General features: G+C 26.1%; 19 protein-coding genes and 1 pseudogene. All 20 read right to left on the minus strand.

Annotated elements, in window-relative coordinates; all coding sequences use genetic code 4:
* Positions 1 to 6 precede the first annotated feature (6 nt).
* The 20 genes and pseudogenes from AACK97_RS04335 to AACK97_RS04430 all read right to left on the minus strand — a co-directional run bounded on the left by AACK97_RS04335 (position 7) and on the right by AACK97_RS04430 (position 13748).
* On the minus strand, positions 7 to 1875 hold the full coding sequence (locus AACK97_RS04335; RefSeq protein WP_338966802.1) for a hypothetical protein: 1869 nt from the start codon (positions 1873 to 1875) through the stop codon (positions 7 to 9).
* 24 nt (positions 1876 to 1899) lie between these two features.
* Positions 1900 to 2145 carry a hypothetical protein gene (locus AACK97_RS04340; protein WP_338966804.1) on the minus strand — a complete coding sequence of 82 codons (246 nt, stop codon included), beginning with the start codon at positions 2143 to 2145 and terminating at the stop codon, positions 1900 to 1902.
* Positions 2145 to 2378 (minus strand): hypothetical protein, encoded by a 234-nt coding sequence (locus tag AACK97_RS04345; protein ID WP_338966805.1) that lies wholly within the window; start codon positions 2376 to 2378, stop codon positions 2145 to 2147. The genes AACK97_RS04340 and AACK97_RS04345 overlap by 1 nt, the downstream gene beginning before the upstream one ends.
* Before the next feature lie 37 nt (positions 2379 to 2415).
* Entirely contained in the window at positions 2416 to 3411 is a 996-nt protein-coding gene (locus AACK97_RS04350) for a hypothetical protein (RefSeq protein ID WP_338966806.1), read from the minus strand.
* Between the two features lie 30 nt (positions 3412 to 3441).
* Positions 3442 to 3687 carry a hypothetical protein gene (locus AACK97_RS04355; protein ID WP_338966807.1) on the minus strand — a complete coding sequence of 82 codons (246 nt, stop codon included), beginning with the start codon at positions 3685 to 3687 and terminating at the stop codon, positions 3442 to 3444.
* Positions 3688 to 3729: 42 nt separating this feature from the next.
* Positions 3730 to 3963 (minus strand): hypothetical protein, encoded by a 234-nt coding sequence (locus tag AACK97_RS04360; protein ID WP_338966808.1) that lies wholly within the window; start codon positions 3961 to 3963, stop codon positions 3730 to 3732.
* 160 nt (positions 3964 to 4123) lie between these two features.
* A complete protein-coding gene (locus tag AACK97_RS04365; RefSeq protein WP_338966809.1) occupies positions 4124 to 4348 on the minus strand; it encodes a hypothetical protein in 225 nt (74 codons plus the stop codon).
* 266 nt (positions 4349 to 4614) lie between these two features.
* Complete coding sequence (locus AACK97_RS04370; RefSeq protein ID WP_338966811.1) at positions 4615 to 4785, minus strand: hypothetical protein; 171 nt, start codon at positions 4783 to 4785, stop codon at positions 4615 to 4617.
* Between the two features lie 107 nt (positions 4786 to 4892).
* Positions 4893 to 6004, minus strand: a protein-coding gene (locus tag AACK97_RS04375; protein ID WP_338966790.1) for an IS3 family transposase whose coding sequence is annotated in 2 segments (ribosomal slippage) — positions 4893 to 5761 and positions 5761 to 6004 — 1113 coding nt in all. Because the reading frame shifts where the segments join, the coding sequence is not laid out codon by codon here.
* 186 nt (positions 6005 to 6190) lie between these two features.
* Positions 6191 to 7033, minus strand: a complete 843-nt coding sequence (locus AACK97_RS04380; protein ID WP_338966812.1) for a rolling circle replication-associated protein — start codon at positions 7031 to 7033, stop codon at positions 6191 to 6193.
* 132 nt (positions 7034 to 7165) lie between these two features.
* On the minus strand, positions 7166 to 7465 hold the full coding sequence (locus tag AACK97_RS04385; protein WP_338966814.1) for a hypothetical protein: 300 nt from the start codon (positions 7463 to 7465) through the stop codon (positions 7166 to 7168).
* Positions 7466 to 7757: 292 nt separating this feature from the next.
* A complete protein-coding gene (locus tag AACK97_RS04390) occupies positions 7758 to 8849 on the minus strand; it encodes a hypothetical protein (protein WP_338968982.1) in 1092 nt (363 codons plus the stop codon).
* Positions 8850 to 8987: 138 nt separating this feature from the next.
* Positions 8988 to 9212: pseudogene (locus AACK97_RS04395) on the minus strand (IS3 family transposase); the annotation flags it as partial.
* A gap of 25 nt (positions 9213 to 9237) precedes the next feature.
* Positions 9238 to 10182 carry an IS30 family transposase gene (locus AACK97_RS04400; RefSeq protein ID WP_338966816.1) on the minus strand — a complete coding sequence of 315 codons (945 nt, stop codon included), beginning with the start codon at positions 10180 to 10182 and terminating at the stop codon, positions 9238 to 9240.
* Between the two features lie 90 nt (positions 10183 to 10272).
* On the minus strand, positions 10273 to 10698 hold the full coding sequence (locus AACK97_RS04405; RefSeq protein WP_338966818.1) for a DDE-type integrase/transposase/recombinase: 426 nt from the start codon (positions 10696 to 10698) through the stop codon (positions 10273 to 10275).
* 32 nt (positions 10699 to 10730) lie between these two features.
* Positions 10731 to 11009: a transposase gene (locus AACK97_RS04410; RefSeq protein ID WP_338966718.1), complete on the minus strand. Its 279-nt coding sequence runs from the start codon at positions 11007 to 11009 to the stop codon at positions 10731 to 10733.
* A gap of 64 nt (positions 11010 to 11073) precedes the next feature.
* Positions 11074 to 11226: a helix-turn-helix transcriptional regulator gene (locus AACK97_RS04415; RefSeq protein ID WP_338966819.1), complete on the minus strand. Its 153-nt coding sequence runs from the start codon at positions 11224 to 11226 to the stop codon at positions 11074 to 11076.
* A gap of 19 nt (positions 11227 to 11245) precedes the next feature.
* Positions 11246 to 11689 (minus strand): MATE family efflux transporter, encoded by a 444-nt coding sequence (locus AACK97_RS04420; RefSeq protein WP_338966821.1) that lies wholly within the window; start codon positions 11687 to 11689, stop codon positions 11246 to 11248.
* A 19-nt stretch (positions 11690 to 11708) separates the two neighbouring features.
* Entirely contained in the window at positions 11709 to 12653 is a 945-nt protein-coding gene (locus AACK97_RS04425) for an IS30 family transposase (protein ID WP_338966824.1), read from the minus strand.
* A gap of 90 nt (positions 12654 to 12743) precedes the next feature.
* Positions 12744 to 13748 carry an MATE family efflux transporter gene (locus AACK97_RS04430; protein ID WP_338966826.1) on the minus strand — a complete coding sequence of 335 codons (1005 nt, stop codon included), beginning with the start codon at positions 13746 to 13748 and terminating at the stop codon, positions 12744 to 12746.
* Positions 13749 to 13791 lie beyond the last annotated feature (43 nt).

The raw sequence follows: 13791 nt of genomic DNA on the forward strand, positions 1-13791 counted from the left end.
AAATATTTAAGAGAACTTTTTAATTATTATTAATAAAATTGCTAGGGGAACTAAAAACTCAAAAAGATATTTAAACGCCGGAACAACTTCAAACACCGGAAAGGCAGTTTTGGTAAAATTAATCGTTGTCTTGGCAATATCGGCAAGGGGTCGAATTAAAAGATTAATCCCAGAAAGACCAAGTAATCAGTTCAACATACTAACAGAAGCGTGCTGAATGCCACAAGATATTGCACTAAATAAGCCCCAATAAGAACAATTAGGCGTGGGAATTAAATCATCCATACTATACCCACTTATTCCACCGCGGATAAAAGCTGTTGAATTCAAAATATTAAAATCGTATAAAGAATAATGATATTCAGTGCTTTCGTTTTGCTTTTTATATAGTGGAAAAGTTAGCGTAAAAATATTAATTCCATACATCACATCAACTTTGGCATTGTGAAAATGCAGTTTATTACTAGTAACATTTCATAATTGGTTATCATATGCTTTTAAAACATTAAAATCTATTTGATAAGAATTTTTACCGGTGTTAAAACCATTGGCAATTTGTTTATCTTTAACAAAAAAATAGGAACGAAAAATCATATTCTTACTATTTTCTATTGTTGAATCAAAATTAATTAAATATTGTTTGGGATAAAAGGTAATTAAGGAACGATAGAAAAAACCCATTTGTAAAACATTTTTAGGAATTTGTTGCATTCCTTTGTAATCTAATTCTACATAAGTAAAGGCATCCATATCAAAACTCGCATAAAAGAATTGTACAAAAAACTCACCTAAAACTTTATAAAGTTTATTAAATAACCCATTAATAAAATCAATGGTTAAATCTTTTTGATAATGAAGCATAAAATCTTTAAAATCAGTCTTTAATTTGTCATCATAGCGTAAAAAATGGAAAGTATTACCATAATAATTAATTTGTCCAAAAAAGGTATTGATAAAATCTATTCCAAAACTTGTTCGCGAGCCAGATTTTCAAAGCGATTTACCATTTTCTAAAAACTCATTATTGCCCACAATGCTACCATGCTCAGTTTTTATAGTAATAACATCACCAAAACTAGAAAAGGAAAGTTCTCTAAAAATAACTTTTTCCATCATATCAGGTTTAGGATATAAATTTTTGCGACTTAAATTAAATTTACTATTTTGTTGAAAACCATTTAATTTAATTGAAATTTCACTCATATATTTAAAATTATCGTCAAAGAAATTAAAAATTGGAACTCAATATAAATAGCTATAATTAAATTTATCAAAATCTCGGCGTTGTATCATTAAATAATCTAGCTTATCTTGAAACTGATTATACTGATATTCGCCATCGCTTTTAGTTATCTCAGTAGGTAATGGTTGCTCTGCTTCTTTTTCGGGTAAAGAAGGCATTTCCGCTGAGAATGAAGTTATACTATAAGATAATCCTATTGATTTAGTAAATGTTATCTTAACATTAATTATCTCAGAAATCTCATAACCAAAATCTGAATCTAAATAACTAAAATCATCGTAAGTTTTTTTAACACCATTATTTTTATAAAAATTAATTCAATCTTTATTTTTATTACCCAGAGATAAACTAAAAATGCGAGTTTTTTTAATTTCAAGCGGTAAATCTATGTTATCTTGAAATTTAATTTTAGCCCCACCGCCAATTTTGCTAGGAATTAAAAAACTATTATAAATATTAAAAAATTCTAATTTACAACTATTACCACATTGACTAGGGTTTGTGGCTCGTTTTTCTCGCTTTATAAAAGATTGTTCCATACTAGGTTTTAGTGATTGTTTTGTATCAAAGAAGGCACCTAGAGGGACTAAACCAATAAAAGCTATAACTAACAACGACATAAATTTATACATATTTATTTGTCCTTTCTTTTGCGTTTAACTTCTTAAAATAAAGTATATTGTTGATAAAATGCCAATTGTTCCAAGAATAATAAAAATTGGATGTTGAGAAAATAACCTAATCATTGGTTTAAATAATTGTAAAAATTCACTGTTAGCCACAATAACTTTATTAAAATATTCCAATCCTTCATTTACAAAACGCCATAAACCAAGAAATTCATCAAAAGCAAAAATAGAAAAAACGGTAATTAAAAGAAAAATTATAACTAGTTTAAACATTATTTTTTACCTCACTCTTTAACAGATTTGTTAGCTCTTGTCTTTTTATAACTTTCTTTGGCTTGCATTCCAATACCTAAAATAGCAACAAAAACAAAGTTAACAATTAAAGAGATTAAAGGAATAATGATAATCCGAATTCCGGTACCAGGAATAGTCATACTTCAAATTAAATCAAAAACTTTATAAATAATATCAGCAAAAAATGATGCCATTTTTTCTAGATTTGCCATAATTAAGTATCCTTTCTTAGATTAAAATATATGATAGTTAATTCCTATCTTTCAAATTACTTTTTAGTAATTCCATAATACGACTAAATTTTTCCATTTTAAGGTATTTTAATATTTCTAAATCAACTTCGGTAGTTTCATAAAACTTATCTTCATAAGTGTCAACAACAATGCGATTAGCAACGGGGCGTAAAAAAGATAAATACTTATTGTCGTAACACTCTAAAACAGACATTGGAATTTTTAATTTAAAAAAGTAGATATCTAATTCCGGAATATTACGATATTTAGTTTTGCGACCTTTTTTATTATTTTTAGCATCAATTAGACTTGTGCGTCAGCGTTCATATTCTTCTACAGATTTAAAAGTACCATAAACAACTTTTAAATAAGGGCGAAAAATATTAACTGATTTCTTAGTAATACCAACAATAACCGAATTAGCAATATCTCTGACTTTAACCCAAATATGTTCAGGTCGTTGGCCACTCGCTAGAACAATATGACCAAAATGCCTAACTAGAGCAAAATATTCTTGCAAACCTTGAGTTGATTTATCATTTTCTTTATAATCCGTTCCTTCTAAAAATAAGTTCGTTTCATCTCACAACAATAAATGTTTTTCTTCTAATATTGGATATTCATTATCCAATAACGACATATGCCCCAAAGATAACATTTGTTGGTCTAAAATTGGAAATGTTGAAGCCGTCTTTCATTTTTTCTTACCTAAAAGTTTTGAAGCAAAAACTAATAAAGCGGTTTTACCAGTTCCCAATGAACCAATCACAATATTTAATGGTGATTTGAATAAAAAATTAATAAAAGATTTACGATTAACTCATTGCATAAGTTTAGTAATTAAAATTAAACAATTTAAGATAATACCGATGATATGAAAAAATGAAACTCAATATTGTGGATTAATAGCAACAAGAAAAGCATAATAATATCAAGAAATAATAAAGAAAGTGCGATTTAAGCTAACAAAGTCATTAATTTTTTCACAGATATTTTTTAGAAATTTAAGCATTATCGCACCCCTTTATTTTTTTAATTATTATTAACGAACTCTTAATAGTAGTTTTTCAAACATTCCAAAAGCAAATAAGAATAATCCAACAATTGCTGGGAATAAAAAAATTCAATAAGTAGCAAAGAAATCTACTACTAATGGCATTTGTCCGCTGATAATATCGCTTCAAATTTTTCCAAAAAGCCCTACCATACTATCTCACAAATTACTAATGGCTTGTTTTCCGGTAATTGCTACTGGTGCGGTTACATCGGCTAAGAAAGTTCCAATCATATAATCACCCCCTTTCTTTTTAAAATATTTATCCTATATTTATTAACAAAAATAAGATTTAACTTTATAAAATAAAATCAACATAAATAAGATAATAACTGTTGTTAGTAATCAAAAAGCGATGTTGGTTGTTAAAAGTCAAAGTGGTTCTTCAGTTAAATTAATTTCTTTACCACCAGTAATATGAGCGGGAATAGTTGTAATTTGGATAAACAAATCTCAGAAAGTTTGTTTAATTTGTTCTCAATTTAAATCTTTTCAAACAACTAGAAACATTGAAATAAACACTTAATCGGAAGAAAGAGAATACCAATGAAACTGGCAAATAACACAATGATTACAAGAATTGAGAACAAAAATACTACTTGGGGCGGTAAATCGGCAGTGGGATAAAGCAAATCAATTAACTTAATAATTACATCTTTTAACATTTATTTTATCCTTTCGTTTGAGTTTCTTGATTTTGTTTGTCGTTTTTTTCAGTTAAATAAGATAATTTAACAATGAAGCGTTTTTCTTTTTTACTAAAATCCCCTTTAATTTCTTTTGCTTGTTTACCATACTTTTTAACATCGTTCATTCAACGCCACAAACCCCAAGCGACAGCAAAAGCAAGTAATAAGGTTAATAAGATAAAACATATTAGACTAAATATTGCCATTATTTTTCAATTTCCTTTCTATTTAAAGTTTGGTTTTTTGTTCTTTTAATTTTGATTTTTTTAATACAAAGCAAATTAAACATTTTACTATTTCTGCTAAGGTTATTCATACTAATGAGTAACCTATAATCATTAACTTACCAATTGCTCCAAAATTTTTGATTAATTGCTCTAATTCTTTAATATCTGTATGTAACAATAAAACTATACTTAAAGATATGAATATAATGTAATTAATTATTATTCATCAATATTTTTTTAAAGAATTAATGAGTTTGTTTAGTTTCATTTTTCAAAGCTCTTTTTTCCTTAATTTTCTTAACAATAAGTCAAACTAATTTTTCAACTTGAAAAGCAATAAATATCGCACTACCAAATCAATAAACAAACAATCCGAACAACATAATGGCGGTATTTAAGTCAAAAAACTTATACATATCTTTTTCAATAAAATCAATAAATTCTCTATTTGTTCCCAGTATCCAATTAGTATCTAATAAAGTTAAAGTTCAAAGTGGATTGGCAACCCTTTTTAGGACACTTTTTATGTAGACTGGTATTTTCTAAATTCAACGGGAGTTAAATAATTTAAACTGCCATGAATTCGAATATTGTTATATCAATTAACAAAATCAAATAGTTCGCATTTTAGTTGTGTTAAGTTTGCAAATTTTTTACCGTTAATAAATTCGGTTTTAAAGGTTTTGTAAGTTGCTTCAGCAACAGCATTATCATATGGGCATCCTTTGGAGCTTAATGATCTTTTAATTTTAAAGGTTATTAAAATTTCATCAATAATTTTATTTTTAAACTCATTACCACGATCAGTATGAAATAAAGTTATTTTATTTAATGGTCGTGTTATCTTGTGAAAAGCTTGTTGAACTAATTCAGCAGTTTTATTTGGTCCAGCACTATAGCCAATTACTTCGCGATTAAACAAGTCAATTAATAAACAAATATAATGTCATTTAGTGCCAACTTGAACATATGTTAAATCACTAACAACAACTTCATTTGGTTTTTTGTCATTAAATTGACGATTTAAAACATTATTAATTTCGTCATTATTAACTGTTTTTTTATGATTACAATATTTTAACTTGGTGTATTTAGAAACCAAATTATTTTTGATCATAATGAATCGGATTTTTCGTCGTGATAAAATGATATTTTTTCTTATTAAAACAGCTTTAATTTTACGAGCACCATAAATCTTGCGACTTTTATTAAATGCACTGATAACTTCTTGTTCATAATTATTAACATCAAACTTGGTGCATTTATTAGTTTGATAATAATATGTTGATTTTAGTAAACCTAAAATCTTACATATTTTCCTCACTGAATATTTATTTTTGTTGTTATTAATTATTGTTATTTTTTCCCGATTATCAGTGCTGCTTGCTTTAAAATGTCATTTTCCATTCGTAATTGTTGGTTTTCTTTTCGCAAGTAAATTAATTCATTTTCTTCGACAGTGCGATTATCTTTTGCTTTAAATGACCCAGAATTATTATAATTTTTAATTCAATTATAAATAGTTGGTTTTGGTAAATTATATTCTTTCCCTAAATTAATAACACTTTTGTCATTTTTGTATAGCATTACAATTTGTTTTTTAAATTCTTCAGAGTATGAGGTTTTATTTCCCATTTTTATATTCCTTCTTTCTTAATAATTTTGAAGTCTATATAATTATGGTCCAACTTATTGTAGCCTATCCAAAGTATTAAGTTTATAAAGATAAAAACAATGCTAAGTAATATTTTTAACCAATGATTTTTAAATCAATTTTTAATTCTTATTTTAAATTGCAATTTTTCTTTCATTTTTTAACTCCTAATGTTTAATTTTTCTTAGTTGATTTCTAAATCTTAAACTTTCTAAGGAAGCGTAATTTGCACTCTCAAAATCTACATAATCAATATTTTTAAATTCATAGATTGCTCCACACATTTTAGTTTTAAATTTATTAACTGTTGATTTTAAGTATTTTACAAATTCAGAATTTACAGTTCTTTTAACAATATTATTCAAAGTATCGGTAAATACTTGTTTTCTAGTAATGGGGTTTTGACAGTTGTAAGAAAATTGATAAGCCTTGATATTTAAATCATACTGATTTAATGATTTTTCATTCAGGACATTTTTAGTTATATATTTGGAGCAATATTTTACAACCATTTCATTAGTATTTTCACGAACTCTAATATTTTTATTAATTCCATAAGGTCAAAATTGTAAAATAATTTTATGTGGTATTTTTTCGGTGATTAAAATATGAAAATGAATAACGCCTCGCTTCTGATATTCATAGGTATACAAATACTTAATATTTTTATTTTTAACTTTAAATCAATATTTTAATTTTTTAAAAAATTTATTTAAATCACGCTTACATTTTCTAATATCAAATTCATTAACATCAGCATAAGTAAGAGTTAAGAATGTAAGTTTTTTACAGTCTCAAAAATTATGATATGCCTTCCGAATAACATTAGATTTTGCACGAATATTGCTATTAAGCAGTTTTGTATCACAATTACCTTTATTTTTTAAACCACTAGCATTGTGGTTATTTGCTTTAATGCGTTCTAAAGGCATAACAATATTACGAATGTATTGACCGTAATAAATAGTTTTCATATAAAAATCAGTCGGATTTTGAGGTTTTAAATTCATATTTTATGCTCCCGTTTTAGATTTTCGCCAGTTGTGTTATTTAATCAAGTAATAGTCGGCTTCGCCGACTAACCCGCTAGCGGGCGGGGCATACGCCTTCCGCACCGCTTCGCAGACCGAAGTGATTATCAATTAACTGGACAAGTTTTTTTGATTTTTTGATAATTCAATTTTTTGCAAGTTAACGATTTTGGGGTTTTTATCAAAAGTTAATTCGCAACTAAAAAATGATTTAACATTTTCCTTTAACAGTTTATAAATTTCTTGTTGCTCTAGATTGTTATCATCAATTCATAAGGCTTTTTGTTCGCCGGTAGGCTCAAATAAGTCATTTTCATAACGCAAAAATTCCGCAGAATATCCTGACATCGTAGAACCATCTTTATTTTTAAATATTTTTCTTTTTATACTAACTAATTTAATTTTAAACATTATTTATTTTTTCCTTCCAAATTTAAAATATTTTTAATACAATTAACAAATTTTTAGTTATCCACATTGTTTTCCATATTTATTTCCTTTATAAATATTGAACTTTTAATAGTTTTCCACAAAATTTAAAAACCCTTTTCATCGCAAGAATTACAGATTCCAACTGTATTTTTATTACCAATGACATAGCTTTCGCTGTCGCATTCAATACAAAATATTACTGCCAAAAGAATATACCCCCAAATAATTTATAAAAACCAAATGTGCAAAACATCTGTGGTTTCTACATAAATTAGAAAAAATGATATTGACTTTGTAAAATTTGAAAAATAATATTAAAACCATAAAATATTATAATTACTCCAGAAGTTATTACTGTAAAAATTTTACTACTACTTCAACGCGAAATTGTTTTAACAGTAAAAATAATAATTGTTAACAATAGCAAAATCGCAATAACAAATAATGGCATTAAATTCATCATATTACCATTTGCTAAATATTCTAAACTTCCAACAGGATGATTAATAATATCAGCAACAAAGTAAATAATTGAATTAAAAAGATGGCTACCAACAATTCCAGCAATGGCAACATTACCATAACCAATCCTTGCTAAAGAAAATAGTGATACTACTTCTGGTAAGGCCGTTGTCATTCCTAAAAAAATTGCTCCTGCCGATTCTTTTTTAATCCCATAAACATTATCAAAGTTATCAATAACCGCAACTAATATTATTGAAGAAAGAACTAAACCAATAGCCGAAATAACGAAAAAAATTATAATCATCTTTAATGATAATTTTTTTAAACCAACATCTTTATTAGTTTTAGGTTCTTTTTCCTCATCATGAAATCCTTTAAACATCATTATTAAAAATCCCCCATAAACTAATAATAAAACTAAAAATGGTCAAGAAACATTGATATAAGGAATCGTTAACCGCATAAAATCAAATGCTTTAATTGGCATTAAAGCTAATACTAAAATTATATTAATTCCGATCATTAAATAAATAATAAAGCGATTAGAGTTATTTATTTTTTTAAAAAATAAATAACGAATAAAAATAATATCAGCAACAGCTAACATCGCTCCTGAAAATAAATTTGCCCCCATAACATCACCCATACTAACTTCAGGACTCCCCAAAGCACCGGCTGTTATCGCTGATACAAGTTCTGGCAATGAAGTTATAATTGATAATAATAATGCTCCCGCAACCGCCGTTGACATTTTTGTTCGCATTTTTAATGCTGACAAATATTTAATCATCCGTCTAGAAGCAAAAAAATTAATACTCGCAAAAATAACAAAAAATACCCATAAATATTCCGGTTTTGTTCAACCAAATAATCACTGTGAAATAATTCCACCCCCTATTTAAAAATATCATAGTATTTAAATTTGATAGTCAAAATCAAATAATTCCGATAACGATACTTGCAAACCCTTAGCAAGTTTAGCAATACTTTGTAAAGAAATGTTTCTTTGGATTGGCAACCCTTTTTAGGACACTTTTTATGTAGACTGGTATTTTCTAAATTCAACGGGAGTTAAATAATTTAAACTGCCATGAATTCGAATATTGTTATATCAATTAACAAAATCAAATAGTTCGCATTTTAGTTGTGTTAAGTTTGCAAATTTTTTACCGTTAATAAATTCGATTTTAAAGGTTTTGTAAGTTGCTTCAGCAACAGCATTATCATATGGGCATCCTTTGGAGCTTAATGATCTTTTAATTGCCAAATTGTAAAGTTAAGTGCAACTAAATTATTTTTCTAACCAAATATTCGATTGGCGAAAGATAATTTAGTATTTTTCTTGGTCTTTGGTTTAAAGACAATATAAATTTATGAACTGCATTTTTAGTAGTGTTTGAAAAATTAAATTTTTTAGGAAATTTTTCTCTAATTAAACCATTAGTATTTTCATTAGTACCTCTTTGTCAAGGTGAATATGCATCAGCAAAATAAATTTTCACATTTAAATTTTTTTCAAGTTGTTGTCAATTAGCAAATTCTTTACCCCTATCAAATGTTATAGTCTTAACAAGATTATTTGGAAGAATTGATAAATAATGACTAATATTTTTGTTAATAACTTTAGTAGTTCTATTTTCAACTAATATTGCTAAAGTAAATCTTGATGTTCTTTCAACTAAAGTTATTAAACATGATTTACTTTTACCTCGTGATGATACTACAGTATCACCTTCTCAACGGCCAAGAGTTATGCGATTATTAACATTTCGTTCTTTAATGGATTTACCATTAAATTTACCCCGATTTTCTTGAGATTTTCGTTTCTTACCTTTTCTTCTTAAATTTTTACTAGTAACCTTTTCAAGTAATCCAGAATAAATTCAATTGTAAATTGTTTTAAAACTAATAATTCATTCTTGATGAAAATTTTTAATTCTGCCATAAATTTGTTCAGGCGATCAACCTAATAATAATTTTTGTTGTACATATTTTACTAATTCTCTATTTTTAAATTTATGAAAATAAACATGTAATTGTTTTCTATTTTCTGCTTTATTTTGTGCAATTAATGAAAAATAATGATTATTATCTTTATTTCTATTAACTTCTCGATTAATAGTACTAATACTTCGATTAAGATTTTTAGCTATTTCACTAATTTTTACTTTAAATTTCAATTGATTCTCAATATAAATTCTTTCATCTATGCCAAGATGTTTGTATCCCATATAAAAACTCCTTAAATTTACTTTTTCTAAAATAAACTTAGCATCATGAAATTTTTATATGAAATCTTTTGCAATTTTATTTACTTGCACTTACAAGTATAATTCAGCAATTTTAAAGGTTATTAAAATTTCATCAATAATTTTATTTTTAAACTCATTACCACGATCAGTATGAAATAAAGTTATTTTATTTAATGGTCGTGTTATCTTGTGAAAAGCTTGTTGAACTAATTCAGCAGTTTTATTTGGCCCAGCACTATAGCCAATTACTTCGCGATTAAACAAGTCAATTAATAAACAAATATAATGTCATTTAGTGCCAACTTGAACATATGTTAAATCACTAACAACAACTTCATTTGGTTTTTTGTCATTAAATTGACGATTTAAAACATTATTAATTTCGTCATTATTAACTGTTTTTTTATGATTACAATATTTTAACTTGGTGCATTTATTAGTTTGATAATAATATGTTGATTTTAGTAAACCTAAAATCTTACATATTTTCCTCACTGAATATTTATTTTTGTTGTTATTAATTATTGTTATTTTTTCCCGATTATCAGTGCTGCTTGCTTTAAAATGTCATTTTCCATCCGTAATTGTTGGTTTTCTTTTCGCAAGTAAATTAATTCATTTTCTTCGACAGTGCGATTATCTTTTGCTTTAAATGACCCAGAATTATTATAATTTTTAATTCAACTATAAATAGTTGGTTTTGGTAAATTATATTCTTTCCCTAAATTAATAACACTTTTGTCATTTTTGTATAGCATTACAATTTGTTTTTTAAATTCTTCAGAGTATGAGGTTTTATTTCCCATTTTTATATTCCTTCTTTCTTAATAATTTTGAAGTCTATATAATTATGGTCCAACTTATTGTAGCCTATCCACTTTCACCGCGTTCAATATCAGAAACATAATTTTTATTTAAATCACATTCATATGCTAATTCTTCTTGTGACAAATGCAAATTTATTCGTAATCGTCTAATTTGTTGACCAAACTTAATTTTAACATTCATAACATCCTTAATCATTTTTAAACATCCCTTTATTTTATTGTTTTACTAAATTATTAGCTCAATTAACTTTTCGCACAGTAATAATTAATATTGAAAATTGAATAATTTCAGCTAAAGAAACAATTAAAAATACAATTATTGTCACCATTACTCAATTCTCAGAAAACACTTCATAATCATTGGATTTAAAAATTGTAAATGCAAATCAAGTTAACCCCACAATAAAAACCCAAGTGCAAAGAATATCAATTAAACTTGATAACAAATTTTTACCACCGATCCTTAAAATATTAAAGAAAATAATTGATGTTGATAAGAAAAAGAACGCTATCCCTTGAAAAGCTAAGTACCACTTAGCAACATAAATAACTGCTGGACTTCCCGTAAAGAAATTAAGAATAAATGGCGAACTAAATATGATTAATAAAGCAATTGTCGCATTTAAAATTAAACCAAAACCTAAAATTTTATAAGCCAAATTGTAAAATTAAGTGCAACTAAATTATTTTTCTAACCAAATATTCGATTGGCGAAAGATAATTTAGTATTTTTCTTGGTCTTTGGTTTAAAGACAATATAAATTTATGAACTGCATTTTTAGTAGTGTTTGAAAAATTAAATTTTTTAGGAAATTTTTCTCTAATTAAACCATTAGTATTTTCATTAGTACCTCTTTGTCAAGGTGAATATGCATCAGCAAAATAAATTTTCACATTTAAATTTTTTTCAAGTTGTTGTCAATTAGCAAATTCTTTACCCCTATCAAATGTTATAGTCTTAACAAGATTATTTGGAAGAATTGATAAATAATGACTAATATTTTTGTTAATAACTTTAGTAGTTCTATTTTCAACTAATATTGCTAAAGTAAATCTTGATGTTCTTTCAACTAAAGTTATTAAACATGATTTACTTTTACCTCGTGATGATACTACAGTATCACCTTCTCAATGGCCAAGAGTTATGCGATTATTAACATTTCGTTCTTTAATGGATTTACCATTAAATTTACCCCGATTTTCTTGAGATTTTCGTTTCTTACCTTTTCTTCTTAAATTTTTACTAGTAACCTTTTCAAGTAATCCAGAATAAATTCAATTGTAAATTGTTTTAAAACTAATAATTCATTCTTGATGAAAATTTTTAATTATGCCATAAATTTGTTCAGGCGATCAACCTAATAATAATTTTTGTTGTACATATTTTACTAATTCTCTATTTTTAAATTTATGAAAATAAACATGTAATTGTTTTCTATTTTCTGCTTTATTTTGTGCAATTAATGAAAAATAATGATTATTATCTTTATTTCTATTAACTTCTCGATTAATAGTACTAATACTTCGATTAAGATTTTTAGCTATTTCACTAATTTTTACTTTAAATTTCAATTGATTCTCAATATAAATTCTTTCATCTATGCCAAGATGTTTGTATCCCATATAAAAACTCCTTAAATTTACTTTTTCTAAAATAAACTTAGCATCATGAAATTTTTATATGAAATCTTTTGCAATTTTATTTACTTGCACTTACAAGTATAATTCAGCATAAAAATTAACTTTTGCTTTAACAATATGATTAGCTCCTAACTCCCGACCAACAAAATATGGAACAGCCACATAATAACCATTAAAAAATGAATAAAACACGCCAATAATGCTAAATGTTAAAATTGCCGCTTGATAAGAATTATCTAAAAATCCTTCTTTTAAAATAATCATCTTTTGCACAAACGATGAAAGCGCAAACAAGGCATTCGCCATAAAAATAAACACAAAGTTTTTCATAATTTTTTTTCACAAATCTAATGTTGTTTTTCAAATTTTTCATCCTGGATAATAAACTGGCTTCTTTCAAACTATAAAAGCAATGACAACAATAAATTCACAAACCCGAGCAATAAATGTTGACCACGCAGCACCAACAACACCTCAACCACAAAGTTTAATAAAAATTGGATTTAAAATCGCATTAATTGTTAAAGGCAAAAAGTTAATATACAACGGTGTTCAAGCATCGCCACACTCATACATTGTATTATAAAAAATTAACGAAATACCTAAAAACCAAGTTGTATAATTAATAATCTGCAAATAATCATTTGCAGATTGAGAAATCAAATTTTTCTTATCTTCCGGCAAATGATTATCTAAATTCACAATAATATTAATTAATGATGTTCTTAATGTCGATATTAAGGTAAAATAAACTACTGCCAAAATAAGTGCTAAAATTAATTTTATTCTTGTGGTTTCCGCAACTTTAGCATAATTCTTTTTCCCTAAATATTGTGTTGTATAAATACCCCCAGCACCCGAAATCGCTCAAAAACTATAAATTAATAAAATAAACATATCATTCGTTAAACCTAAACCAGTTAATTGTTCAGGATTAAAAATTGAAATAAAAATTGTATCTAAAACATTAATAAAAGCAACAATCAAACTTTGCAAAATCAAAGGTAACATCATCCGTAAAACTTTTTTATTAAATTCTCAATCTCAATATTGTTTTCAATTAATTTTTAATTTCATTAGTTCCACCAAATTACAATATTTTCTTAATTAACACTTAAAA

The sequence above is a fragment of the Spiroplasma endosymbiont of Lonchoptera lutea genome (assembly GCF_964019715.1).
Taxonomy (GTDB): domain Bacteria; phylum Bacillota_I; class Bacilli_A; order Mycoplasmatales; family Nriv7; genus Nriv7.